22 protein-coding genes are annotated in these 22,804 nt (G+C 51.0%); 12 read left to right on the top strand and 10 right to left on the bottom strand.

Going from position 1 to position 22,804, the window contains the following annotated elements; genetic code table 11:
- Positions 1 to 114: 114 nt before the first annotated feature.
- Together ACO0LI_RS08790 and ACO0LI_RS08785 are read left to right on the top strand one after the other, a co-directional pair.
- Positions 115 to 618 carry an ester cyclase gene (locus tag ACO0LI_RS08790; protein WP_423032293.1) on the top strand — a complete coding sequence of 168 codons (504 nt, stop codon included), beginning with the start codon at positions 115 to 117 and terminating at the stop codon, positions 616 to 618.
- Between the two features lie 15 nt (positions 619 to 633).
- Positions 634 to 1,500: a polysaccharide deacetylase family protein gene (locus tag ACO0LI_RS08785; protein ID WP_423032292.1), complete on the top strand. Its 867-nt coding sequence runs from the start codon at positions 634 to 636 to the stop codon at positions 1,498 to 1,500.
- 88 nt (positions 1,501 to 1,588) lie between these two features.
- Here ACO0LI_RS08785 and ACO0LI_RS08780 read toward each other — a convergent pair whose 3' ends face one another.
- On the bottom strand, positions 1,589 to 2,347 hold the full coding sequence (locus tag ACO0LI_RS08780) for a hypothetical protein (protein WP_423032291.1): 759 nt from the start codon (positions 2,345 to 2,347) through the stop codon (positions 1,589 to 1,591).
- Positions 2,348 to 2,425: 78 nt separating this feature from the next.
- Positions 2,426 to 2,905, bottom strand: coding sequence for a glycine zipper 2TM domain-containing protein (locus tag ACO0LI_RS08775; protein ID WP_423032290.1), 480 nt, complete (start codon positions 2,903 to 2,905; stop codon positions 2,426 to 2,428).
- 344 nt (positions 2,906 to 3,249) lie between these two features.
- Here ACO0LI_RS08775 and ACO0LI_RS08770 point away from each other — a divergent pair, with 344 nt between their 5' ends.
- Positions 3,250 to 4,521: an O-acetylhomoserine aminocarboxypropyltransferase/cysteine synthase family protein gene (locus tag ACO0LI_RS08770; protein WP_423032289.1), complete on the top strand. Its 1,272-nt coding sequence runs from the start codon at positions 3,250 to 3,252 to the stop codon at positions 4,519 to 4,521.
- Positions 4,522 to 4,537: 16 nt separating this feature from the next.
- Here ACO0LI_RS08770 and ACO0LI_RS08765 read toward each other — a convergent pair whose 3' ends face one another.
- Positions 4,538 to 6,868 carry a sensor histidine kinase gene (locus tag ACO0LI_RS08765; protein ID WP_422949120.1) on the bottom strand — a complete coding sequence of 777 codons (2,331 nt, stop codon included), beginning with the start codon at positions 6,866 to 6,868 and terminating at the stop codon, positions 4,538 to 4,540.
- A 209-nt stretch (positions 6,869 to 7,077) separates the two neighbouring features.
- On the opposite strand from ACO0LI_RS08765, the gene ACO0LI_RS08760 reads away from it, so the two are divergent.
- The 4 genes from ACO0LI_RS08760 (at position 7,078) to ACO0LI_RS08745 (ending at position 11,409) form a co-directional block, all read left to right on the top strand.
- Entirely contained in the window at positions 7,078 to 7,554 is a 477-nt protein-coding gene (locus ACO0LI_RS08760) for a rhodanese-like domain-containing protein (protein ID WP_422949119.1), read from the top strand.
- Positions 7,555 to 7,592: 38 nt separating this feature from the next.
- Positions 7,593 to 8,549: a serine O-acetyltransferase EpsC gene (gene epsC / locus ACO0LI_RS08755; protein WP_422949118.1), complete on the top strand. Its 957-nt coding sequence runs from the start codon at positions 7,593 to 7,595 to the stop codon at positions 8,547 to 8,549.
- A gap of 108 nt (positions 8,550 to 8,657) precedes the next feature.
- Positions 8,658 to 9,599 (top strand): family 2A encapsulin nanocompartment shell protein, encoded by a 942-nt coding sequence (locus ACO0LI_RS08750; protein WP_422949117.1) that lies wholly within the window; start codon positions 8,658 to 8,660, stop codon positions 9,597 to 9,599.
- Positions 9,574 to 11,409 (top strand): family 2A encapsulin nanocompartment cargo protein cysteine desulfurase, encoded by a 1,836-nt coding sequence (locus ACO0LI_RS08745; RefSeq protein WP_423032288.1) that lies wholly within the window; start codon positions 9,574 to 9,576, stop codon positions 11,407 to 11,409. Before ACO0LI_RS08750 ends, ACO0LI_RS08745 begins: the two co-directional genes overlap by 26 nt.
- 74 nt (positions 11,410 to 11,483) lie before the next feature.
- Here the strand turns inward: ACO0LI_RS08745 and ACO0LI_RS08740 are convergent, their stop codons facing one another.
- The gene (locus tag ACO0LI_RS08740; protein WP_423032287.1) at positions 11,484 to 12,065 is read right to left on the bottom strand and encodes a TetR/AcrR family transcriptional regulator; all 582 of its coding nucleotides are present in this window, start codon (positions 12,063 to 12,065) and stop codon (positions 11,484 to 11,486) included.
- Between the two features lie 137 nt (positions 12,066 to 12,202).
- Between ACO0LI_RS08740 and ACO0LI_RS08735 the strand changes: the two genes are divergently transcribed.
- Together ACO0LI_RS08735 and ACO0LI_RS08730 are read left to right on the top strand one after the other, a co-directional pair.
- Positions 12,203 to 13,057: an alpha/beta fold hydrolase gene (locus tag ACO0LI_RS08735; RefSeq protein ID WP_423032286.1), complete on the top strand. Its 855-nt coding sequence runs from the start codon at positions 12,203 to 12,205 to the stop codon at positions 13,055 to 13,057.
- Complete coding sequence (locus tag ACO0LI_RS08730; RefSeq protein WP_423032285.1) at positions 13,054 to 14,451, top strand: MFS transporter; 1,398 nt, start codon at positions 13,054 to 13,056, stop codon at positions 14,449 to 14,451. Before ACO0LI_RS08735 ends, ACO0LI_RS08730 begins: the two co-directional genes overlap by 4 nt.
- 15 nt (positions 14,452 to 14,466) lie before the next feature.
- On the opposite strand, the gene ACO0LI_RS08725 is transcribed toward ACO0LI_RS08730, so the two are convergent.
- From ACO0LI_RS08725 to ACO0LI_RS08700, 6 genes are all read right to left on the bottom strand, one after another.
- On the bottom strand, positions 14,467 to 15,102 hold the full coding sequence (locus tag ACO0LI_RS08725; RefSeq protein ID WP_423032284.1) for a 2-hydroxychromene-2-carboxylate isomerase: 636 nt from the start codon (positions 15,100 to 15,102) through the stop codon (positions 14,467 to 14,469).
- Positions 15,103 to 15,112: 10 nt separating this feature from the next.
- Positions 15,113 to 15,994 carry a CmcJ/NvfI family oxidoreductase gene (locus ACO0LI_RS08720; protein ID WP_423032283.1) on the bottom strand — a complete coding sequence of 294 codons (882 nt, stop codon included), beginning with the start codon at positions 15,992 to 15,994 and terminating at the stop codon, positions 15,113 to 15,115.
- A 136-nt stretch (positions 15,995 to 16,130) separates the two neighbouring features.
- Complete coding sequence (locus ACO0LI_RS08715; RefSeq protein WP_423032282.1) at positions 16,131 to 16,724, bottom strand: DUF4291 domain-containing protein; 594 nt, start codon at positions 16,722 to 16,724, stop codon at positions 16,131 to 16,133.
- A 5-nt stretch (positions 16,725 to 16,729) separates the two neighbouring features.
- Positions 16,730 to 17,281 carry an NADAR family protein gene (locus tag ACO0LI_RS08710; protein WP_423032281.1) on the bottom strand — a complete coding sequence of 184 codons (552 nt, stop codon included), beginning with the start codon at positions 17,279 to 17,281 and terminating at the stop codon, positions 16,730 to 16,732.
- Positions 17,278 to 17,832: a protein-tyrosine phosphatase family protein gene (locus ACO0LI_RS08705; protein WP_423032280.1), complete on the bottom strand. Its 555-nt coding sequence runs from the start codon at positions 17,830 to 17,832 to the stop codon at positions 17,278 to 17,280. Before ACO0LI_RS08705 ends, ACO0LI_RS08710 begins: the two co-directional genes overlap by 4 nt.
- On the bottom strand, positions 17,822 to 18,382 hold the full coding sequence (locus ACO0LI_RS08700) for an RNA 2'-phosphotransferase (protein ID WP_423032279.1): 561 nt from the start codon (positions 18,380 to 18,382) through the stop codon (positions 17,822 to 17,824). Before ACO0LI_RS08700 ends, ACO0LI_RS08705 begins: the two co-directional genes overlap by 11 nt.
- A gap of 441 nt (positions 18,383 to 18,823) precedes the next feature.
- Between ACO0LI_RS08700 and ACO0LI_RS08695 the strand changes: the two genes are divergently transcribed.
- From ACO0LI_RS08695 to ACO0LI_RS08685, 3 genes are all read left to right on the top strand, one after another.
- Complete coding sequence (locus ACO0LI_RS08695) at positions 18,824 to 19,687, top strand: cysteine hydrolase (protein WP_423032278.1); 864 nt, start codon at positions 18,824 to 18,826, stop codon at positions 19,685 to 19,687.
- A 171-nt stretch (positions 19,688 to 19,858) separates the two neighbouring features.
- Positions 19,859 to 21,049 carry a nicotinate phosphoribosyltransferase gene (pncB, locus tag ACO0LI_RS08690; protein ID WP_423032277.1) on the top strand — a complete coding sequence of 397 codons (1,191 nt, stop codon included), beginning with the start codon at positions 19,859 to 19,861 and terminating at the stop codon, positions 21,047 to 21,049.
- An 18-nt stretch (positions 21,050 to 21,067) separates the two neighbouring features.
- The gene (locus ACO0LI_RS08685) at positions 21,068 to 22,771 is read left to right on the top strand and encodes an NAD+ synthase (RefSeq protein ID WP_423032276.1); all 1,704 of its coding nucleotides are present in this window, start codon (positions 21,068 to 21,070) and stop codon (positions 22,769 to 22,771) included.
- Positions 22,772 to 22,804: the final 33 nt, after the last annotated feature.

Below are 22,804 nucleotides of genomic sequence, written 5' to 3'. Positions count from 1 at the left end.
GAAGAAGTTGGGGATACAACTCCCCAATTCTTGATGAAAATCATGTTCAGCAGCACGTTTTATGCTTTGACTGGAACATGATTTTGTAATTGATGGAAATTAGAACTTAATCAGATGTTCCTTAATATTTATGTAAGCACAGCTTATGCGCAAGACGACTTGCCGGTGTCGCGTAACATCGTTGCCGACAAGTCCATCCCGGCAGTGCAGCAACAAAGTATGGCACTGGCGGCGCGGCGTTACTATGCTTTCTGGAATACCGGCGACGCGCAGTTTGCACAAGCGGCGCTGGCAGATAATTTCATGGACAGGAATTTGCCTGCGGGCCGGCCACAAGGTCCTCAGGGCGCCTTGTTTGCCTCAAAAAATTTTCGCGCAGCCGTACCTGATCTTAAGCTGGAGGTGGAAGAGATGTTGCTGGTCGGTGACCGTGTTGTAGGCCGCCTGCATTTTACTGGCCACTTCAGTGGCAGCTTTCATGGTCAGCAAGGCGATGGTCGCAAGGTCGATTTCATTGCAACCGATATTTACCGCGTCGCCGATGGCCGCATCGCAGAGAACTGGCATCTGGAAGATAACCTGGCTTTGTTGCAGCAACTTGGCATCATCAAAAATTAATAGAGGGAGTTGACAATGACAAACAAGATCAATCTGCCTGATGGGCAGTTCTGGCCAGATGGCATACGCATGGTGGTCTCTGTTTCCATGCAGTTTGAAGCTGGTGCGCAATCAGAGCACGAGAATGGTTCACCTTTTCCTGCCATGGCAGACACCAGCCTGCCTGACTTGCCAGCCCGCACCTGGTTTGAATATGGCGCACGTGAAGGCATACCGCGCATGCTGGATCTGTGGGACAAATTCAAGATACCCGTGACTTCGCATATGGTTGGGCAGGCGGTATTGCAAAGACCGGAGCTTGCCAGAGAAATCGTGCAACGTGGCCATGAAGCGGCCGCGCATGGCCATAGCTGGACGCCGCACTGGACCATGACTGAGGCAGAAGAGCGCGCATCGTACATCGCCAATATCGCAGCGATAGAAAAAGCAACAGGCACGCGGCCTGTCGGTTTTAATGCCTTCTGGTTACGTGGCACTCCGCGCACACTGGGGATATTGCAGTCACTGGGTTTCACTTATCACATCGATGATCTCAGTGCTGATGAACCGATGACGACCATCGTCAATGACCAGGCCTTTGCGATTGTGCCTTACACCTTGCGCAATAACGACATTGCCCGCTTCGGGGCTGAGGGGCCATTGACAGCACAAGCCTTTGGCCAGGAGTTGCGTGATGAATTTGATCAGTTGTATATGGAGTCAGGATACAGGCGGCGCATGATGTCGCTTTCCCTGCATGACCGCATAGGCGGCACCCCGGGTCGTGTAAAAATCCTGGGAGAATTCTTGCAATATGCGCTGCAACATCCCGGTGTAGTTTTCATGCGCAAGGACAGGATAGCTGAACTGGCATTGAGTCTGCCGGATGTACCAGTGAAGTGATCAAGGGCCAAGCTGAGAGAGGGGCGATGCTGTGTGTGAAAAGCATCACCCCGTCAAAAGCTGTTGAATGCCAGAGTCAATCTCTGGTTTATACACCGCCAAAAAAGCGTACCCACTTCGACACTTCATCATCCGGGCCTACACTGCGCTCAGTGCAGATGTTTCTCCGGCCTGCGCCATTGTCTTTTAACTCGCCGGTATCGGTGATGTAATACGCAGTGCGATACCACTCTTCTTCATTCTTGAAGTTGGGTTTGTGGATGATCATGGTCTGTATCATGGTCGGCATGACTTTGCCTTCCTTGGTTTTACAATTCCATTTGACGGCTGCACCGGTGTCATCCCCTTTGATGCCAACCACCTGATTGCCATTGAATTGCTGCCAGCGTATCTGGTAAGTCACATAGGGCAGCTTGCTGGCAACCGCCTTGAATTCGGGATTATCTTTATTCGCGGGCACGGTATCGACGACAACCAGCAAGATATCAACATTGCGTTTGAAGGGCATCGTGCGTTGGTTTGGGTATTCCTTTACCCAGTAAGAGACAAAATACTTGCCTGCCCTGGCTTCATAGACTTTGCGTAATTTTTTATCCGTGAACAATGCGTCGCGTGATTCCAGCACCAGTTTGTAACCTAGCTGTTCGCCGCGGATATTGATGGCAGCGTAGGCAAATTCACGGTATTTCTTGTCAGTCGCCATGCGGCTGTATATAGGGCTGTCAGCACGCTGGGTGATGACATCGGCTTTCTGGTCTATGCTTGGCAGGTCAGTCCAGATTTGTGCTTGCGCTGCCGCATTGAGACCGCAAAGGGCAAGGCTGATTAACTTGTGTGAAGTTTTCATTCTGTCGCTATAAAAAACTATTCGTTGTCATGGCCTGTCGTCAACGAGAAATGTTGTCACCGTAATGAAGCCCTTGTTTTACAAGGGTATTACTTGCGCCATATTTTGCGTGTAGATTACCCGCACTGGCTGACCTATGTAATAGGAATCGCGTCCCTGTTGTTCCTGGGTGACAGTGATGAGGCTGCCGTTACTGCGCAGGCGCACTACAATTTCCAGTCCTGGCACGTTAACCATGGAGTTTTGTTCAGCAACAGCATTGCCAACCACACCACCGACGACGCCGCCTAATACTGTGCTGACTTTCTTGCCGTTGCCTTTGCCAATCTGATTGCCCAGCGCTGCACCGGTGACCGCGCCGACCACTGCACCAGTCGCACCTGTCCGGCCTTGCTTTTGCAGTGTCGTTCTGCGCATGTCCTGGATATCACCTACTTCAGCATTCTGCTGATCCTGAAAACCACCAGCCCTGACATTACGCGGTTCATTTTGTGCTGGTGATGTTGTACAGGCAGATGCAACGAAAATAAACATTGCCAGTGGGATATATTTTTTCATTTTATATAGCAGCCTCATGCGGGTTTCACGGAAATTTGATTGTGTTTTTCCGACCTATTATAAATATCAAACTATAAATAATTGCCGCTTTATATTGTAAGTTTGTATTTCAAATTCAAACTTAATGAAATTTTTGACAATGTTTTTATTGTAATATTATCCAGCATTCTGAATAGTGGCCGCATGCGCTATTTGCTTGTTGCATGCCGAAAATAAATTCCGGGCTGGGGCTGGCTTCATTTTCTTGATAAGCAAATTCGAAATGCTTCCTTGTTATTTAAAGACAGTATTTTTATGATCAATTTCCTCATCCGAACGCATTATTAAAATAAAAGGACATCTTGATGAAGCTGGAAACCATAGCAGTACATGGTGGTTACACACCTGATCCGACTACGCGCGCGGTTGCCGTGCCTATTTATCAGACCGTCGCCTATGCCTTTGACAATACCCAGCATGGTGCGGACCTGTTTGATCTCAAAGTGCAGGGCAATATTTATTCACGCATCATGAATCCCACCAATGATGTGCTGGAAAAGCGCGTGGCTGAGCTCGAAGGCGGTATTGCTGGCCTGGCCCTGGCATCTGGCCAGGCTGCAATTACCTATGCGATACAAACCATTGCCGAGGCAGGTGACAATATCGTCTCTGCCTCTACCCTGTATGGCGGTACCTATAATCTGTTTGCCCATACCCTGCCGCAATTCGGCATAGAAACCCGCTTCGCTGATTACCGTGACCCTGAGTCCTTTGCCAAACTGATTGATGGCAAAACCAAGGCTGTGTTTGTGGAATCTATCGGCAATCCACTAGGCAATATCACTGATATTGAAGCCATCGCCAAAGTCGCCCATCAACATGGCGTTCCATTAATTGTGGATAACACCGTGCCTTCCCCTTATCTGTTGCGCCCAATAGAATTTGGTGCCGATATTGTCGTGCATTCGCTGACTAAATACCTCGGCGGGCATGGCAATTCCATAGGTGGCATCATCGTTGATTCTGGCAAATTCCCCTGGGCTGAGCATAAAGAAAGATTCAAACGCCTCAATGAGCCTGACGTGTCTTATCACGGTGTGGTGTATACCGAAGCGCTGGGGCCTGCAGCGTATATAGGCCGCGCCCGCGTCGTACCTTTGCGTAATACTGGTGCTGCGCTGTCGCCCTTCAATGCCTTCCTGATCTTGCAAGGCATAGAAACCCTGGCCTTGCGCCTGGACAGGATTACCGACAACACCATCAAGATTGCCCATTACCTGGACAAGCATGCGAAGGTGAAGTGGGTCAATTATGCCGGCCTGCCTGAACACAAGGACCATGCGCTGGCGCAGAAATATCTGGGCGGCAAGCCTTCCGGAATCCTGACTTTTGGTCTCGAAGGCGGGCGTGACGCCGGTGGCCGCTTCCAGGATGCCCTGCAATTATTCACCCGTCTGGTGAATATAGGCGATGCCAAGTCGCTAGCCTGCCATCCGGCCAGCACTACACATCGTCAATTGAACCCTGAAGAGCTGGCAAAAGCCGGTGTCACTGAAGACACCGTGCGTCTGTCAATAGGCATAGAACACATTGATGACCTGATTGCTGATCTGGAGCAGGCATTGGCTGCAACCTAGTCGACAGCCTTTCAGCCTAGCTTGCCTCAATGACGCTGGCGGCACTTGATGAAGTGGTACCAGCCAGCGGCAGTTCAAAAAAGAACTGGCTGCCTACATCCACCGTGGAGGTGAAGCCTATGCTTCCTTCCATTTTTTCTATGATGGTTTTGCAGATATTCAAACCCAGGCCAGTGCCACCTTTTTTTCGGGTGTTGGAACCATCGACCTGACTGAATTTCTGGAATATCTTGCTATGGAAATTGGGCGGTATGCCGCAGCCATGATCAGTAACAATCACCTTCACTCTTTGTCTGGCCAAATTCATTTCCACTGTCACTTCTACTTCGCCCCCTTTGTGCGAGAACTTGATTGCGTTTGACAAGAGATTGGCAAGTACCTGGCCAACGCGATGGCGGTCAACGTTGACCATCATCTCGGCATACGCTTCGTGCCAGTTGATGCTGACACCATATTGATCCGCATAGGATTTGTTGGCACTGATGGCATCCTGGATCATGGGACCAATCTGGCTGAGCTGGAAATTGAATTCCATCTTGCCGGAGGCGATTTTTTCCAGGTCGAGAATATCATTGATCAAGTGCAGCAGGCGGTCACCATTGCGCATGGCAACCGTGATCAGTTCCTGGGCTTTCTCCGGTACTTGCCCGGCAACACCAGCAGCCACCAGGCGCAGCGAACCATTGATGGATGTCAATGGTGTACGCAGTTCGTGGCTGACCATGGAGACGAATTCATTCATCATCATCTCTACCCGCTTGCGGTCAGCAATATCAAAGCTCATCGCATAAAACCCCGTGACTTGACCGGCATCGTCATAGGCTGGTACATACACAGACTGATAATAGTAGGTACGTTTATTTAATTTACCCTCGCCTTCAAAGCTGACACGTTCACCCGCCAATACTGCCTGCACATGAGGTGCATGGGCCTTGTAAAATTCATCGCCAACAGCTTCACGCAAAGTGCGCCCCAACAGATGCTCGGGCTTGATGCCAAATTCTGTCGTGACGAAAGCATTCACGAATAGATAGCGTTCTTGCCTGTCCATGAAAGTGATAATGCAGGGCAGGTTATCTGTAATGGCTTGCAAACGGTTTTGTACAACGCGCTGCTCTTGCAAGGCATTTTCCAGCTGGCTGGCTTTCAGTTCAATTTCTCGCGTGCGTTCAACCACGGTTGCTTCAAGGTCTTGATTGCTGCGTTCGATCTTGGTCAGGTACTGCTCTTCTTTTTCCAGCATTCCCGCTATCGTGGTCGATAATAGCTGGGCTTCATGAAAGCCGTGAACCACAACCGGGAAGACAGGTTGCGCTGCCTGTGAGTCGCGGTTTTGGGTACGCTGCTCCATGAAGCTACTGAGTTTGGTGAGCGAAGACGACATGCGTCTTGCCATCAGTGATGCCAGCAGTGCCAGCACGACGCACAGTATGGCGCCAGAAATCAGGATTTCACGCTGCAGGTTATACAAACCAGCCATGGCAACATCTTTGGGCTGGCGTACCAGTATGCTCCATTGCAAGGCAGGATAATTGCGTGCCTGTCCACTCATGGTATAGGCAGTCAGATATTTCTGCGGGCCGTCCCATACTTCTTCCGTCACGCCACTCTTGCCAGAACGCGACAGCTTCAGGCTGTTCGGGGATATTTTGCTTTCTTCCATCTTCAGAGGACCGAGCAAGACGGTACCGTCTTCCCTCGCCACCATGATTTCTGCCGCATATTGTTTGTCAGCGGGTGCCAGTATGTTTTGCACCAGATTGCGCGTCCAGTTCCAGCTCAGGTGCACGCCCAGCACGCCGCGCAGCTTGCCTTCAGAATTGTAGACGGGGATAGATACATCGACAAAGCGCCAGGGGTCTATGCTGTAAGGCAGCAGCTTCTGCAACAACAGGGCAGGGTGGTAATCACCCGCATACAAGGCCTTCTTGCCTTCAATAAACCAGGGCCGCTTGCTGACATCTTGCCCTTCCAGCATACCCTTGGTAGATGCCAGCACTTTACCGTCGGGGTCGGCCAAACCTATCCAGGCATAGTCAGAGAAGTTGTGTTGCAAGTGATCAAGGATACGGCGTACATCGGCAGGCTCTTTACCGTCTTTGACTTCATTCAGTTGCGATAGCAGTTGCACATCGCTGACTGATTTTTGCATGACCTGGTCTAGGGAATCGCGCATTTGCCAGGCAACTTGCTGCAGTCTTTGCTCTGCTTCTTTCTGTGCATAGTTTTTAGCGAAGTGGTCAACCAGCAGCAAGGCCGACAGGACGGTACACAATACTACCGCACTGACGCCCAGCGTCAGCAGTGTCGTTAGCCTGGGATACGAGGTAGATTTAGCTGTAGCCATAGTAGCGATAAAGTAGTGGGATTCTAATATCATACGCCTAACAGACTGCAATACCATATTTGCGCAATGCAGCAAATGTCGGCTTTGTGGCAATAGCTACAGCATATTTGAATTTCGGATAATTAACTTCATTTTTATTCGTTTTCTGTCTTAGGTATTTTCTGTACATTCAATCTCTGTGATGAAAAACATGAATACAGAGAACGTGTATGACAGCTTCCCCCACAATCGAGACTATAACTGAATCACCTGTGCTGGCTGCGGCCCGCCAGCGCGCCAAAGATGCCGGCCTGCCATTTGCTGGCAGCGTGTCCCCGACAGATGCCTGGGAGTTGCAGCAGCAAGGCCTGGCCGTGATTGTTGATGTACGTAGCAATGAAGAACGCAAGTTCGTCGGTCATTTGCCAGACAGCCTGCATGTAGCCTGGGCGACAGGTACAGCACTGACACGTAACCCGCGCTTTGTCAAAGAGCTCGAAGGCAAGCTTAAGGAAAAGCAGGCCGTGGTCTTGCTGCTTTGTCGCAGTGGTAAACGCTCGGCATTGGCAGCAGAAGCCGCCAGCAAGGCCGGTTTGTCGAATGTCTTCAATATAGAACAGGGTTTCGAAGGCGATCTGGATGAGGCGCAGCAGCGCGGGCATCACGGGGGCTGGCGCTTCCACAAACTCCCCTGGGTGCAGGATTGAATCAATTCAAAAATCAGTAATAGAGAAGGCAGCTCATCATGGGACAAGTATTGCAACAGACTAAAGAGATACGCGCCTCGCTGTTCGGCATAGAGCAGGTTGTCAGCGAGCTGGCAGTAGTGCGCCATGCCTGGCGGCGTCGCCAGCAAAGATCAGCCGAACCTGGCGGGCGTGAATTGCCATCGCGTGATGCACTGGCAAAAATCCTCAATGACTTGCGTGGTGCCTTGTTCCCCATGCGCTTGGGGCCGCCTGAATTGCGGCAAGAGAGTGAAGACTTTTATGTAGGCCATACACTCGATACTGTCCTGCATTCTCTGCTGGGTCAGGTCAGGCTGGAACTCAGCTATGCCTCGCGCTACCACGAAGAAGAAGGTCTGCATATCGATGACCGGGCCCTGACGATAGTACGTGAATTTTCCCGCGCTTTGCCTGGCATACGCTCATTACTGGACAGCGATGTCATCTCAGCCTATCAGGGTGACCCGGCAGCCCGCACGGTCGATGAAGTCTTGTTGTGCTACCCCGGCATACTGGCGATGATACATCACCGTATTGCCCATCAACTGTACCAGCTCGGTGTGCCACTGCTGGCGCGTATTGTTGCCGAGATTGCCCATGGACAGACCGGCATAGACATCCACCCCGGTGCCAGCATAGGGGCAGGCTTTTTTATTGATCATGGTACTGGCGTGGTGATAGGAGAGACTGCCGTTATCGGCCAGCGTGTGCGTATCTATCAGGCCGTTACGCTGGGGGCAAAACGCTTCCCCAGCGATGATGATGGCAAGCTGCAAAAAGGTTTGCCACGCCATCCCATCGTTGAAGATGATGTGGTGATCTATGCCGGTGCCACAGTACTGGGCCGCGTCACCATAGGCCGTGGTGCCATCGTCGGCGGCAATGTCTGGGTCACCAGCGATGTGGCAGCAGGCAGCCATGTAAGCCAGGCCAGCTTGAGGCACGAACAGCAAAATCCCGTTTCTTTGGTTTGAATAAGTGAGCTTCAAATAAACAGCCGTGAACTACATAACACGGCTGCTTATCCCCGCACGCCTGTTCATGTTTATTTTTCGATACACTGACTTTCATGGAGTAGAGTAATGACAGATGTAAGTAATGAAGTAACTGCAGGTAATTTCGCCCTCAGCGACAATGCCGCCAGACAGTTAGCAAATGCGACCAAGACCGTTCCACAGTTATCCACCATCTCGCCACGCTGGCTGGTGCATCTGCTGCAATGGTTGCCGGTAGAGGCAGGTATCTACCGGCTCAACAAAGTAAAAAATCCCAAGGATGTGCGGGTAGCTTGTTCACAGCGCGATGAATCTGAATTGCCGCAAACCTTTGTCGATTATGACGAACAGCCGCGTGAGTATTTCCTCAATGCGGTAGCGACCGTGCTGGATGTACATACGCGCATTTCTGATCTGTACAGCAGCCCGCATGACCAGATCAAGGAGCAATTGCGTCTGACAGTAGAAACCATCAAGGAAAGGCAGGAAAGCGAACTCATCAATAATCCTGATTATGGTCTGCTGGCAAATGTGCATGATGATCAACGCATCTCCACACTGACAGGTGCGCCTACACCGGATGATCTTGACGACTTGCTGACCAAGGTCTGGAAAGAGCCTGGCTTCTTCCTCGCACACCCATTGGCGATTGCTGCTTTTGGTCGTGAATGCACACGCCGTGGTGTGCCACCTCCGACAGTCAGCCTGTTTGGTTCGCAATTCCTGACCTGGCGCGGCGTGCCATTGGTACCGTCTGATAAATTGCCTATCGAAGACGGCAAGACAAAAATTATCCTGTTGCGTGTTGGTGAAAAACGCCAGGGTGTGGTTGGCTTGTTTCAGCCTGGCCTGGCGGGTGAACAAAGTCCTGGTTTGTCTGTGCGCTTCATGGGCATCAACCGCAATGCGATTGCCTCTTACCTCATTTCCCTGTACTGCTCGCTGGCAGTATTGACAGATGATGCAGTGGCTGTTCTCGATGACGTAGAGATAGGTAAATACCATGACTATCCTGACACCTACAAATAATACTGGCGCGGCAAACTCAGGTTTGCCGGATGAAGCCGCACTGAACCGCATGGCATCAGAATTTTTTGCGCTGGTGCCAGGTGCGGCGCAAGCGGCTGCGCAATTCTTGCCGGGCTTTAGCCAGGGCAATACACCTGAAGCACCACCGTCGGCGCGTACGCCAGTCCACGATAGCAGCTCGGTACAAAGCCAGCCTTCTGTCTCTGCCAGTGGCGTACCACAAAATGCTGGTAGCAGCCTAGCACCATCGCGCCCGCAAGCGGGTGGTGCCAGTTCCAGCACGCCCTATTATTTTGTCGGGCAAGAGCATGGCTATCCAGTTGCTGACAATAATCTTGATAGCCTGGCGGCGCAAGGAACAGGTGCGGGCACAGGCAAGCAATCCGGCGCGAGTGCTTTCAACGTGCCGGGGCAAGAGCAATTGCAACGCATACTGGGTGAACTGTATTCAACAACGCCAGCTACGTCGGCCACGTCTGTGCCCGCACCGCAATCTGGTGGCAATGCTACACAGCCAGCGTATTATTTCCAGCAAGGCGAGCAAGACTATTGGGATCAGGCACCAAGGGCAGCTAATCCATCCTTGGCCGCACCCTTTGACATCAATGCCGTGCGCAGGGATTTCCCTATCCTGGCTGAGCGTGTCAATGGCAAGCAACTGGTGTGGTTTGATAATGCCGCCACCACGCACAAGCCAAAGTCGGTGATAGACCGTATCAGTTATTTCTATGAGCATGAGAATTCAAATATACATAGAGCGGCGCATGAACTGGCTGCACGTGCCAGCGATGCTTATGAGTCTGCACGTAAGAAGGTAGCCAAATTTCTTGGTGCTGCCAGCGAACAGGAAATCATCTTCGTGCGTGGCGCGACTGAAGGTATCAATCTGATCGCGCAAACCTTTGGCAAGAAGTTCATAGGCGCGGGTGATGAGATCATCGTCTCTGAGCTTGAACATCATGCCAATATCGTGCCCTGGCAACAACTGGCGGCTGAGAAGGGTGCAGTCATACGCGTCATTCCCGTGGATGACAGTGGCCAGGTCTTGCTTGACGAGTACCGCAAGCTCCTGAACAGCAAGACCCGTCTGGTGGCGGTAACGCAAGTGTCAAATGCCCTGGGTACTATCGCCCCGGTGCATGAGATTACTGCCCTGGCCCATGCTGCCGGTGCCCGCGTACTGATCGATGGGGCGCAAGCCGTGTCACATCTGCGCGTGAACGTGCAGGCGCTGGATGCTGACTTTTATGTCTTCTCCGGTCACAAGATATTTGGCCCGACTGGCATAGGCGTGGTGTATGGCAAGAAGGCCTTGCTGGAACAACTGCCACCCTGGCAGGGCGGTGGCAATATGATTGCAGATGTGACTTTCGAGCACACCCGTTATCAGCCAGCACCGGCACGCTTTGAAGCTGGTACTGGCAATATCGCCGATGCCGTCGGCCTGGGAGCCGCGCTTGATTATGTCGAGCGCATAGGCCTGGAAAATATCGCCCTGTATGAACATGCCTTGCTGGAATATGCAACGCATGGGCTGAAGAGCATACCTGGTGTACGCCTGGTCGGTACCGCGCATCAAAAAGCCAGTGTCGCTTCTTTTGTGCTGGCAGGATATGAAACGGCAGAAGTTGGCAAGGCACTCAATGAAGAGGGAATCGCAGTACGTTCCGGCCATCATTGCGCCCAACCCATCTTGCGTCGCTTTGGTCTGGAAGCAACGGTACGGCCTTCGTTTGCTTTCTACAATACTTGTGAAGAGATAGATCGCCTGCTGGCTGTGGTACGCAGGCTGGCGAATAATCGGAAGTGAATTTACAGGGGGGTAAATTGATTTAATGAATCATCTGCCCGTTAGAAATAACGGGCAGTTTTTTTACTTCTTTATTATTTCTGTACCGCTTTCAACACAAATTCACTGGTGTCACGCAATACTGCTTTGGCATTCGCCGGTTTGTCCATCATGCGGGACAACAGCAGGCCACCTATCAGCGAAGACAAGACGCCATGCGCGGTAGCCGCGTCATCCTTAGCACCTGAACGCTGCAATTGCTTGCTGATGATGGCTAACAGCTGATCAACCCCTTGCGCCATCACTTCCTTGCTTGCCGCCTCGCCACGCGCTGCTTCTGCCCCCAGTGCCGCAATCGCACAACCATGGCCGGGATGCTCACTATGTGCCCGGCTCAGGTAGCTATGCACCAGGCTGGCGATGGCTTCTTCGTCGCTGACCAGTTCTGTCTTGCGCAGCAGTTCTGTACGTGTGCTTTCGAGCGCGGTACTGCAGGCTTTGGCAATCAGGGCTTCCTTGGATTCAAAGTGCTTGTAAAAACCGCCATGCGTGAGCCCGGCTTCTTTCATCAGGTCTGCCACACCTATGCCATTGATGCCATGTTCACGATACAGGCGGGCAGCGGTTTCTACTATGCGCTCGCGGGTTTGCGCAGCTTGTTCGCGGGTAGTTCTCATTTGCTCTATTCCTAAAAAATCTGCCAACCAGCGTTTTCATTTTAATACTGGTTTTAATCAGGTTTGACATGAATCTCTATTTTAGATGATAATCAACATCCATTGGATTATATTCGTCATCTAATTTCGAGGGCAGCATGAATACACCAGTCAAAGAAGCAAATAATGCAACAAATAAGCCCATCATGGACATGATCTTGCAGGCATTCACCCGGCCGCAAAGGCAGGCGGAAACTGAAGATGATAAAAAGGTATTGGCGCAGGCGCGTCCCGTCAGCATTCCTTATGCGGGGCTGGAATTGCGCGCCTGGACCTGGGGACAGGGGCCGCAAGTCCTGCTCCTGCATGGCTGGGAAAGCCGGGCCAGCCACATGGCAGGCTTTGTCGCCCCTTTGCTGCGGGCAGGTTTTAGCGTGACCGCGCTGGATGCACCGGCACACGGTGCATCGCAAGGCGAAACGACCAATGTACTCGACTATGGCAAGGCAGTGGTCGCAGTAGCAAAACATCTGGGGCCGCTGACTGCCACGATCGCCCATTCAGTAGGCTCCGCCGCCAGCCTGTATGCGTTTGCACAAGGCGTACAAGTCAAGGCCAGTGTACATCTGTGCGGCCCGGCCTCGCTGACACGCGTATTCCAGCATGCGGCCAGGGCAGGTGGACTGGACGAAGCAAGTAGGCAGCAGCTGGAAGACATGCTGGCAAGCAGCATAGGCGCACCGCTGTCGTCCATGGATCTGTCCCAGTTACAGCAAGGCATGCGTCACCCCGCCCTGATCCTGCATGACCCGGAAGATAAAGAAATGCCCTACACCGAAAGCCAGGCTCTGGCTGCTGCCTGGCCGCAAGCCAGTCTGGTGCCAAGTGCAGGAACCGGACACAGACGCATCTTGCGCACGCCAGAGATACATGCGGCAGCAGTCAGCTTCATCATTAATAAACTTGCCGCCGATATTGTTGAACGAGTGTTAGAAGCCGGAGAAACATCATGAAAAATATCAGTCCCTGGCCCACCTTTGCCTTGGCCAGCGTTGCCGTATTTCTGGTGTCGCTTGATGCCACCATAGGCTTCGCTGTCTTCCCTGCATTGCGCCATGCCTTCCCGGATGTCCGGCCCAGTGAACTGTCCTGGGTACTGAACGCCTATACCATCGTCTATGCGGCATTACTGGTACCCGCCGGTCGCCTGGCAGATTTATTGGGGCGCAAGCGACTGTTCATACTTGGTGTAGGCGTGTTTACCCTGGCATCCGGTTTGTGCGGTGTGGCTGGCAGTACGAGCATGCTGATCTTCTTCCGTGTCTTGCAAGCTGTTGGTGCTGCCTTGCTGACGCCAACTTCGCTGGCGCTAGTGTTGCAGGCTTTTCCTATCGAGAAGCGTGCTATTGCCGTCAGCCTGTGGGGAGCGGTTGCTGCGCTGGCAGCAGCCGTCGGGCCTAGTGTGGGTGCGCTTATTATAGAAAGCATCAACTGGCAATGGGCATTTTTGATCAATGTCCCTATAGGAATCATCGCCATGATCAGGGCCGCGTTAAGCCTGTCAGAATCACGCAATCTGGAAACCGGCCATCGCTTTGACTGGCCAGGTGTGTTTTTGCTCATTGCTGGCAGTGGTTTGCTGATACTGGGCATAGTCCAGTCTGACAGTTGGGGCTGGCTGGCACCATCTACTCTCGCCACCATCAGTGCTGGCGTAGCGATACTTCTTGTCTTTATTTTCTGGGCCAAGGGCAAGCCACATGCGGCAGTCGATTTGAGTTTGTTCGAGGACAGGAATTACCGCTTTGTGAATGCCGCTACACTGGTGTTCGGCGCCGCGTTTACCGCCATGTTCCTGAGCTTCTTTTTATTCATGACGGCAATCTGGCATTACGGTCTGACAAAGGCTGGTTTTGGCATTACTCCCGGCCCTTTGATGGTCATGCCAGTGGCAATTATCTCTGGCCGCTACGTTGCGCGCTTTGGGCACAAACCTCTGCTGGTCTCAGGTGGATTGATTTACGCCTTGAGTGGCTTATGGTTTTATCTGAACACCAGCCTGACTGCCGATTACCTTACAGTATGGCTGCCCGGCATGCTGCTCAGTGGCATAGGAGTAGGCCTGGTGTTGCCGTCGCTGTCAGGCGCAGCGGTGGCGCGCCTGCCTGCCAAACGCTTTGGTGTTGGCAGTGCGGTGAACCAGGCTGTACGTCAGTTTGGTTCTGCCCTCGGAGTGGCTTTTACGGTGACCATACTGGGTGGACAGGTACAGAATCTGCAGCAATTCCGCTATGTATATCTCTTCCTGATTGCAGGTGGGGTACTGACTGCCTTATTAAGTATGTTCATCAGGACGCAAGCCGTGCAGAAACCTGAGATACAAGCCGATGCGACAGCAACAGCCTGATCCAGATCGCCAGGCTCATGCGTCGGGATAAATCAATAGATCCCGTGCATGGGCAAGCGCATCATCAAGCCTGTCATTGCCCCAGTACATATGTTCGCCGACAAAAAAAGTCGGTGCACCAAAGATACCCTTGCTCATGGCAATTTCGGTTTGCCTGCGCAACTTCAATTTGTTGTCATCGCTCAGGGCTTGCGCGATGATTTCAGTTGCGGGCAAGCCCATGTCGTTTAATACAGCAGCGACCACTTCTTTGTTATCGATATCCCGGTCATGCGCAAAATTTATCTGCATGATGCGGCGACAATATTCTGCCATCCAGTTTTGCTCCGCACCCAGTACCGAGACTCTTAAGGGCAAGATCGCTGAGCGTGGAAAATTGCTGGGCTTTTTCCAGGGTAAGCCATACTTGTGGCATTGTCTTTCCATATCGATCCAGACATAATCCCCTTTGGCTTTCTGCAATACAAAGGGCGAGGTCTCCCATCCCAGAGCCTGGAATATGGGGCCAAGCAAGAACGGTTGCCAGCGTACCCTGACGCCTGCCCTGGCTGCATCCTGCTCTATGCGCATGACACTGAGGTAACTGTAATTGCTACCAAACTCAAACCAGAAATCAATGACAGGCATGCTGCTTATCGGGGTATCCATCATGACCTCCTTTTCAAAATACCACCAGGCAGCGCAGCTCTATGCTTTCTCTTGGTGGTGCATCTTCAGGAGCGTGCGGGTGATTAAATGCAGCATGCGGTGTAAAGCGCGAGACGCCGCTGAACTGGCTGTCATATTGCTTGAAGATCAGTGCTTCATGCGGTTGCATTTCAGCGAAGTAAGACCAGCGGTGTCTTGGTGAAAATCTGGACAAGTAAATTTCACCGGTGCGGTTAGGGTACTTGACATCGCAAGCGAGCAAATGCGATTGCTTCACTGTACGTGCATCACAAATTGCCAGCGGCGTATCGAGCACGGTATTATGGGTAGGGCGCCAGATATTGATGATGCAATAGCGCCGTATCTGCGCCATCACTTCCAGATCCCGGATCACCAGGCCAAGGCGCTTTTGCCCTGACTGTTCAGTATAGTCATTATGTATGCGCCCATTGGCCGCCGCCAGACCATTCTCTGCCCGCTTGCCAAATGACAGGCTGGCTTCTCTGGCTTCGCGTCGCCGGACAAGGTGATCGAAGACATAAGCCTGCCTGCCACCAGTAACAGCCAGCGCCAGTTCACGCGCTTCCTGATAGTAATCAGACCTGACTTCTTCATGATCCATGAAGTTTTTGACGGAAGTGGGCGCATCCCACAATTCAAAACCCTCGCGTTCAAGCTGCGGTTCCTGCTCAGCATGGCGCGCATCATGTATCGCCACTTCACGCAAATCGTAAGTGGCGTTTTCCCAGGGGGTACCCGCCGGTGGCTCAAAGGTATAACTGACAGGTCGATGACCATCAGGCAAAACATAGCTCATCGGCGCCAGCACGTAACTGCTGCCAGGCATTGATACCGGTAGTGAAAATTCCCTTTGGCGTTCAGTAACAACATCCATATTGCCTCCGTCCATATAGCGACGAAGCCGGGCTTCCGGGTGGTAAGTTCAGGGCTGTCGTCTATGGATATTTAAACGGATGCGAGGCTGATATTCAAACGAGATTTTTGCGTGATTCGCATGCTTGGCGTGCATGTCAATTGCAGGAGCGATAAATGGATTCAACTGGCATTAACAATTGCTCCTGCTGATCAACATGCAGGAGCTGCTGCAACACAAACGGCGTGACATCAATGATTTCCAGTATTTCTTTTTTCCCATAGCGTGCCAGCATTTCTCCGCGCAAACCTAATTGCAGCGCGCGCCGTGGCAGGCAGTTGCCCGCAGGGTCGTGATCAGGGTCCCACTGCAAACGCACGTCTGAGGTTTCTATCGCCTGCTTCCATACTTCTTGTGTGGCAAATTCTGAGGCGCCAAAAGAGGATGGAATAGCCTGCGATAAAATTTCATCAAAAAAGCTGCGCTTGATGCGTATTGCCAATACGCGTTCCTGACCAGGTTTTTGTGCCCAGCCAGAGCGGAACATCATCCATAAAAAATTGGGCTTGATCCAACTCATGCGTGTATAGCTGTATGCACCGCCAAAGTATTGGTGCTTAACTGCAAAATCGGCGATGGCATCAGAATATGCCTGATAGACGATAATCGTATCTTCGTCAAATTGCGCCATGATGTGCTTGCCATTATCTGGCCATTGCATTACTTGTTTTTTATAAGCTTCAAATTTCATTTTTATTATTTGTGTTCACACAGCAGTCTGCTCCTGACTTCCATCAAGGCAAAACCCAGCAAATTCAAGCCTTGCCAAAGTTGCGGATTATTACTGTCAGGATGATCTTGCGCCAGACCCGTGCCCCAGATTCTATCCAGCGGGCTGGCTTCGACGATGATCTTGTCTACCGTACTTAACAGGTATTGCTTCAGTTTTTGGTTTTGCGAAAATTTCGCATAATTGCCATCGACTACAATCTGGAAGCGATGCTCTACCCATGTCGATTCATCATAATTCTTCACCTTCCTCCCCAGGCGTTTCACCATATCCGGGTCGCTGGTAGCCAGTATTTCTTTGAGTGCGACCTCGTCACCGAACAGCCTGGCCTTGCCAGCCATCATATAATGTTCAGCCGTAGGGTAAGTAATGCCATCGATCTTGAACGGCGCAACAAACCACTGACTGAAGCAGGCTTTATCCGGTTGTAAACCGCGCTGCTTATGACCCCAGAAGTGCAAATAATTGAACTGCTTGCCCTCGTCTATCTGCTTTAATAATTCTTCTCGCGTATTCATGTCTTTCCTATACGGTCTGAATTGCTATCCACAGGCCAGGCCAAGACCCAGGCATGCTGTTCTGTGGTTTGCGGTGTTTCTGGCCAAAAGTTTTTCTTTTCCATCTGCTGCCATAATTGCGCCAGTTCCTGCAAACCTGCCTTACTGTTCTGATGTTGCTCTGCCAGATAGCAGCCTATGACCGTGCCAGTGCGGCCTATGCCGCCAAAGCAATGCACATACACCGTATGCTGCTTTGCCAGTGCTTCGCGCAGTGCTTGCAGGATTTCCTGCATCTGCTCTCTTGACGATGGGGTATGGCGGTCTGGTATGGCAAAGCGGCGGTGCTGGGCCTGCATGCCGCGTTCTTTCGCCAGCTTCATCAGCAGCGGTGCATAAGGGTCCAGTTCATCTTCTTCTGTCAGGTCGATAAAATAATCGACGCCGCAATCGAGATATTGCCCCAGCCTTTGCGCTGCCGTGTTTACATCCAGTGCGCCCGGGTATTCGCCTGCCAGTAATTTTCCTGGTTTTACCCAGTAAGTATTCTGATGTGGTCGCTTAGTTGTCATCATTCATCCTGATCAAATATGTTGGTGGCACGCTGTCGCATAACCATACACCATTCGCCGATACAAAAAACTGGAAGCCATCTTCCTGCATCTGTTTTGCCATGACTTGCAGGATAACCGGCTTGCCATGCCGTGCGCCAACGGTACGGGCAGTAGTCGTATTTGCCGACAGGTGCACGTGATGACGCGAGCCTGGACGCAGCCCGTCTTTCATGATGGAAGCGATAAAACGGCTGGCCGTACCATGATATAAAACGTCTGGCGGCACTGTCACCGGCAAGGCCAGATCCACCGCTACTGAATGCCCCTGGTTTGCACGTATGCGCAAACCATCTTCACTGAGGGCAAAGCGCTGCTTGTCAGAAGTGCGCACCGCTTCATGCAAGTCTTCCAGCTTGAATTGCTTGCCATGCTTCGCGGCCTGGCTCATTAGTGTATTTATTTCTGTCCAGCCCTGTGCATCCAGTGTAATGCCTATGGAATCTGGCTGGTGGCGCAGTACGTAGCTGAGGAATTTGCTGAAGTTCTTTTGAGATTGAGTTATTTGCATTTTATTTTTCTTTTTATGAGTTGCCTGTCTTGCAGGATTAAGCGCACTATAAATCAAGTTAGTTATAAAAATCAACTAAGATAGTTTTAAAATATAACTAAGATTGATCCATTTGTTGTTTTCGCGCATGCCTGAGGGATAAGAAAATCCCAATCAGATTTAAATGAGGCAGGAAAATGAATGCATTGAGTGTGCAATTTATTGCATTTTTTGATTCGCAGCCTTCGACTTTGCAAGCAATTGTAATCGGCAGGAGCGATATGCATGCACAGTGGGAAAAGCAAGATTCATGCTAAGTTATTGAAAATAAAACTTATTTTTAACTATGAAAGCTATTTTTAGCACTGATAAGGCGAGCAAAAAGAAAATACGGATACTTAGTTGCAAAAAATAACTAAGTGACCTACAATAGAATCAGCCTCACAAGAAAAAGGAAACATCATGAAACGCAATTTGCAAGTCCTCATCATTGATCCGCAAAATGATTTCTGTGATTTGCCGTCAGCTTATCTGGCAAGGGATGCGCATAGCGCTGAACCACTATCGCCAGCCCTGCCTGTACCTGGCGCCCATGCCGATATGTTGCGCGTGGCTGAACTCATCAATAAGGGCGCAGATGGCATCAGCGGTATCAGTATCACTCTGGACGCTCATCATCGCTATGACATTGCCCACCCCACTTTCTGGAGGACAGGGCAGGGCGCGGCAGTGTCACCTTTCACAAGAATTTCTGCAAGCGCGGTACGTGCTGGCGAATATCAGCCACGCCAGCCAGGGGCTTTACCTCGTGCGCTGGTTTACCTGGATGCGCTGGAAGCTGAACGTCGTTATCAACTGATGATATGGCCAGTGCATTGCGAAATTGGCTCTTGGGGGCAGAATGTGCATGCCGATGTGCGTGCAGCCTATAATGCCTGGGAAGAAAAACAACTGGGCGTGGTCAACAAGATCAACAAGGGTTCCAATCCCTGGACTGAGCATTATTCAGCGGTGAAGGCAGAAGTGCCGGATGCCACTGACCCTGATACACAACTGAACCAGCAATTGATTACCGAACTCAGCAAGGCTGACCGCGTGTATATTACTGGCGAAGCAGGCAGCCATTGTGTGAAGGCGACCACTGAACATCTGGTAGAAAATTTCGCCGCAGCTGATTTGCATAAGCTGGTATTGGTAACTGATTGCATGAGTGCAGTCACAGGTTTTGATGCCCAGTTTGAAGGCTTTGTGCGCGACATGGCTGCCAGGGGTGTGCAGATTGCGAAGATGGCAGATGTATTGCCTGAGTTATTGGCGAATGTGTAAAGGCTAAGAAGATAAACGCGTAGGGTGCGCCGTGCGCACCGCCCCTTTGTCAAAAAAACGAGAGTTGATTTTGCTTGTGGATACGTCAAACAATGGTCTGCATGGCGCCCCCTGCTTGCCGGTCATACTTCATTTTGCAACAGCTTTTAAGTGACACTAGAAAAGAAAAATATGAAACCCGTTGTTCAAAGTTTGCTGGAAACTGATTTATATAAATTCACCATGTGGCAAGCCTTGCTGCATAGCCACCCAAATGCCCAGACTGAATATGCTTTCGTTTGCCGCAATTCCACGGCTTATCCACTGGCCGAATTGAAGGAAGATGTTGAACGTGAACTTGATCACCTGTGCGCATTGAACTTTACTGAAGACGAACTCGATTATCTGCGTTCCCTGCGCTTCATCAAAAGTGACTTCACTGACTTTTTAACGGTCTTCCATTTCCAGCGTAAATTCATCAAGGTCAGTACCGATGGCGACAATTTGCAAATCGTCGCAACCGGCCCGCAAGTGCATGTCATGGGTTTTGAAATTTTTGTACTGCATATCGTCAATGAATTATATTTCCGCCGCTTGCAAACGGAGCAGTCTCTGGTTGAGGGTAGAAACAGGCTGGTAGCCAAGATAGAACAAATTCGTGAATTTGGAAAAGAAGCACCAAGAGCTCACCCTTTTGAATTCTTTGATTTTGGTTTGCGCAGGCGTTTCTCTGGTGAATGGCATGATGAAGTCGTGGCCACGCTGGCGCGTGAAGTACCGCAATTCTTCAAGGGTACATCGAATGTCTATCTGGCCAAGAAACACAAGCTGGTGCCAATAGGTACGATGGCGCATGAATACCTGCAGTCTTACCAGTCCTTTGGCGTGCGTCTGCGTGATTTCCAGAAAGCGGCGCTGGAAGACTGGGTACAGGAATACCGTGGCGACCTGGGCACTGCCTTGACAGATGTGGTCGGCATGGATGCCTTCTTGTCTGACTTTGACCTGTACTTTGCCAAACTGTTTGATGGCCTGCGTCACGACTCTGGTGATCCTGTGGTCTGGGGTGAAAAGGCCCTTGCCCACTACACCAAGTTGCGTATAGATGCGCACACCAAACGCCTGGTGTTTTCTGATGGTCTGAATCTGGAAACTGCTTTCAGCCTGTACCGTCATTTTGCTGACCGCACCATGACGGGTTTTGGCATAGGCACGAACCTGACGAATGACACAGGCATCAAAGCCTTGAATATCGTCATGAAGCTCATGTCCTGCAATGGCCAGCCAGTCGCAAAATTATCTGATTCTGCCGGCAAGACCTTGTGTACTGATGAAACCTTCCTCGCTTACCTGCGTCAGGTTTTTCATCACCCTATAATTTAAATTCAGGACTTTTTCATCATGTTGAAACTGGCAGTTGCACAATTAAATTATATGGTGGGTGATTTTGCTGGCAATACTGCCGCGATCATCCAGCATATGCAAAAAGCTGCGGCGGCAGATGCTGATGTCGCGGTGTTCAGTGAACTCTGTGTATGCGGCTATTACCCCGGCGATTTGCTCGAAGACAGCGCTTTTTTATCGAAGGCTGAACAGGCATTGGCCAGCATCATGCAGGCTTCCAAAGATTGCCCTGATCTCGTCAGCGTTATCGGCACTGTGCGTCCAAACAAAGGGCAGGGCAAAGCTTTGCATAATGCTTTGCTGGCGATACGCAATGGTGAGATTGTTGCTGAATACTATAAACAATTGCTGCCGACTTATGGCATCTTTGATGAGCGCCGCCATTTTGAACCAGGACAGGAAGTTGCCAGCACGCTGGATGTCGCTGGTCATAAACTGGGTTTCATGGTCTGTGAAGATGGCTGGAATGATGAAGAGCATGATTACCAGGTTAATCCCTTCAACGCACTGACAGTAGCCAAGGTCGATTTGATCATCAGTATCAATGCCAGCCCTTCAGATATAGGCAAACGCCAGCAACGACATACGATGTTTGCCAAGGCCGCTGCGCATCATCAATTGCCCCTGCTGTATGTGAACCAGGTTGGTGGGCAAGATCAACTGGTGTTTGATGGCGCTTCTTTTGCGGTCACAGCTGATCATGGCGTGACTTTTGAGGCAGCACGTTTTGAAGAAGATTTTCAGTTGCTGGGATTTGTAGGCAAGCAGTTTTCTGCGATTGATGGTACTGCATTAGTCAAACCGGATAGTGCGGGCTTGACTGTGCCAGAATTTACCCGTCGCCAGATCGTTTTGGGTCTGCAAGACTATGCGCGCCGTTGTGGCTTCAAGCAAGTGGTAGTCGGTTCTTCTGGCGGTATTGATTCGGCATTGACCATTGCCCTGGCAGTACAGGCGCTGGGGGCAGAAAACGTTATCGCTATCACCATGCCATCTGCGTATTCAAGCACAGGTTCAGTATCTGACTCCGTAAAATTATGCAATAACCTGCAAGTCAAACTGTATACGCATCCCATACTGAGTCTGGTGGAGCAATATGCCAAGGGTTTTGAAGATGCATTTGCTTTACCCTTGCGTGGATTGACGCAAGAGAATTTGCAGGCACGCATACGTGGCACCATACTCATGGAATACTCGAACGCCTTTGGCGCACTGTTGCTGACGACTGGTAACAAGAGTGAGATATCGGTTGGTTATTGCACCCTGTATGGTGACACCAATGGCGGCCTGGGTTTGATCGGAGATTTGTACAAAACAGAAGTGTATGCCTTGTCGCAGCATGTCAACAATGCAGCCGGGCGTGAAATTATCCCGCAAGATGTATTGACCAAACCACCATCAGCAGAGTTGGCACCTGATCAGCTTGATACAGACAGCCTGCCACCGTATGATGAACTCGATGAAATGCTGAAATGGCATATAGAAGGCAAGCGCCTGCCTGCCCATGAATTGGTCAAAGCGCAGGCCTTTGTGGAAAAATTGCAAAAGACAGAAACTGGTGAGAAGAGCCTGAGCCGTATCATGGGCATGGTGGCGCGCAATGAATACAAGCGCCGCCAGGCACCGCCCATCATTCGCGTGCGTGGTCGTGCTTTTGGTAGTGGACGGCAGATGCCGATTGCGGCAAAGTATAGCAATTAAGATTAATCAAAGTTTTATTTTATGAAGTCAGCC

It is taken from the genome of Undibacterium sp. Tian12W, from assembly GCF_049339405.1.
In the GTDB taxonomy this organism is placed as follows: Bacteria; Pseudomonadota; Gammaproteobacteria; order Burkholderiales; family Burkholderiaceae_D; genus Undibacterium.
Note: the sequence above shows the minus strand (reverse complement) of the source record. Positions and strands in the feature narration are given on the sequence as shown.

Coding starts and splice junctions, on each gene's coding strand:
- ACO0LI_RS08735 (WP_423032286.1), top strand. CDS start 12,203: ATGAATACACCAGTCAAAGAAGCAAATAATGCAACAAATAAGCCCATC.
- ACO0LI_RS08765 (WP_422949120.1), bottom strand. CDS start 6,868: ATGGCTACAGCTAAATCTACCTCGTATCCCAGGCTAACGACACTGCTG.
- ACO0LI_RS08760 (WP_422949119.1), top strand. CDS start 7,078: ATGACAGCTTCCCCCACAATCGAGACTATAACTGAATCACCTGTGCTG.
- ACO0LI_RS08780 (WP_423032291.1), bottom strand. CDS start 2,347: ATGAAAACTTCACACAAGTTAATCAGCCTTGCCCTTTGCGGTCTCAAT.
- ACO0LI_RS08770 (WP_423032289.1), top strand. CDS start 3,250: ATGAAGCTGGAAACCATAGCAGTACATGGTGGTTACACACCTGATCCG.
- ACO0LI_RS08695 (WP_423032278.1), top strand. CDS start 18,824: ATGAAACGCAATTTGCAAGTCCTCATCATTGATCCGCAAAATGATTTC.
- ACO0LI_RS08705 (WP_423032280.1), bottom strand. CDS start 17,832: ATGACAACTAAGCGACCACATCAGAATACTTACTGGGTAAAACCAGGA.
- ACO0LI_RS08685 (WP_423032276.1), top strand. CDS start 21,068: ATGTTGAAACTGGCAGTTGCACAATTAAATTATATGGTGGGTGATTTT.
- ACO0LI_RS08775 (WP_423032290.1), bottom strand. CDS start 2,905: ATGAAAAAATATATCCCACTGGCAATGTTTATTTTCGTTGCATCTGCC.
- ACO0LI_RS08715 (WP_423032282.1), bottom strand. CDS start 16,724: ATGAAATTTGAAGCTTATAAAAAACAAGTAATGCAATGGCCAGATAAT.
- ACO0LI_RS08785 (WP_423032292.1), top strand. CDS start 634: ATGACAAACAAGATCAATCTGCCTGATGGGCAGTTCTGGCCAGATGGC.
- ACO0LI_RS08710 (WP_423032281.1), bottom strand. CDS start 17,281: ATGAATACGCGAGAAGAATTATTAAAGCAGATAGACGAGGGCAAGCAG.
- ACO0LI_RS08720 (WP_423032283.1), bottom strand. CDS start 15,994: ATGGATGTTGTTACTGAACGCCAAAGGGAATTTTCACTACCGGTATCA.
- ACO0LI_RS08790 (WP_423032293.1), top strand. CDS start 115: ATGTTCCTTAATATTTATGTAAGCACAGCTTATGCGCAAGACGACTTG.
- ACO0LI_RS08725 (WP_423032284.1), bottom strand. CDS start 15,102: ATGATGGATACCCCGATAAGCAGCATGCCTGTCATTGATTTCTGGTTT.
- ACO0LI_RS08730 (WP_423032285.1), top strand. CDS start 13,054: ATGAAAAATATCAGTCCCTGGCCCACCTTTGCCTTGGCCAGCGTTGCC.
- ACO0LI_RS08700 (WP_423032279.1), bottom strand. CDS start 18,382: ATGCAAATAACTCAATCTCAAAAGAACTTCAGCAAATTCCTCAGCTAC.
- ACO0LI_RS08745 (WP_423032288.1), top strand. CDS start 9,574: ATGACTATCCTGACACCTACAAATAATACTGGCGCGGCAAACTCAGGT.
- ACO0LI_RS08750 (WP_422949117.1), top strand. CDS start 8,658: ATGACAGATGTAAGTAATGAAGTAACTGCAGGTAATTTCGCCCTCAGC.
- ACO0LI_RS08740 (WP_423032287.1), bottom strand. CDS start 12,065: ATGAGAACTACCCGCGAACAAGCTGCGCAAACCCGCGAGCGCATAGTA.
- epsC (WP_422949118.1), top strand. CDS start 7,593: ATGGGACAAGTATTGCAACAGACTAAAGAGATACGCGCCTCGCTGTTC.
- pncB (WP_423032277.1), top strand. CDS start 19,859: ATGAAACCCGTTGTTCAAAGTTTGCTGGAAACTGATTTATATAAATTC.